1 protein-coding gene is annotated in these 598 nt (G+C 76.4%); it reads right to left on the bottom strand.

Features of this window, described 5'->3' with window-relative positions; genetic code table 11:
* Nucleotides 1-598: mycothiol synthase (gene mshD, locus IE312_RS43465; RefSeq protein WP_229900885.1), on the bottom strand; the 598-nt coding region annotated here is incomplete at both ends.

The following is a 598-nucleotide window of genomic DNA, read 5'->3' as shown; positions in this document are numbered from 1 at the left end:
GAAGAACCCGGCCGGGTCGAACCACGGCTCGGCCTTGCGGTCGTCCAGGTCGCGCTGGGTCAGCGAGCCCTGCTCGGGGTGATGGGCGAAGGCGGCGGCGTTCACCGCGAGCCAGGCCGCGTCGTCCTTGCCGGGCACGAAGGCGCGTACCGTCACGCCCTCCGGCAGCACCGGCTCGGGCAGTTCCATACCGGCCAACGGCCGCCGCATCTGCCGCAGTTCGCGGAACAGGGTCAGACCGAGCACCTGGGCGAGGTGCCGTGCGGCCGGGTGCCCGCCGTGCGCCCACACCCGCAGCCGCTTGCCGGAGGCGGCGAGCAGGGCCGCGCCGAGCGCCCGCCCGTGCCCGTGCCCGCGCTGCGCGGGGTGCACGACCAGCTCGGCGGCCGGCGCCTCCACCGGGTCGGTGTCCTCCAGCTGGGCGTAGCCGACGAGTTCGCCGTCGACGGACAGCAGCAGGTGGGAGACGCCCTCGCGGGCCCCGCCGCGCAGCTGCAGCCGGCCCTGTTCGGACACGGGCTGCTGCCCGTCGACCCGGGCGGCCTCGCCGATCAGGTCCAGGACGGCCTCGGCCCGGTCCGGGGTGAGCGCGGAAGTG

Source organism: Streptomyces capoamus (genome assembly GCF_014654935.1).
Lineage (GTDB): Bacteria > Actinomycetota > Actinomycetes > Streptomycetales > Streptomycetaceae > Streptomyces > Streptomyces capoamus.
The sequence above is the reverse complement of the archived record's forward strand: the minus strand, read 5'-3'. Positions and strand labels throughout refer to the sequence as shown.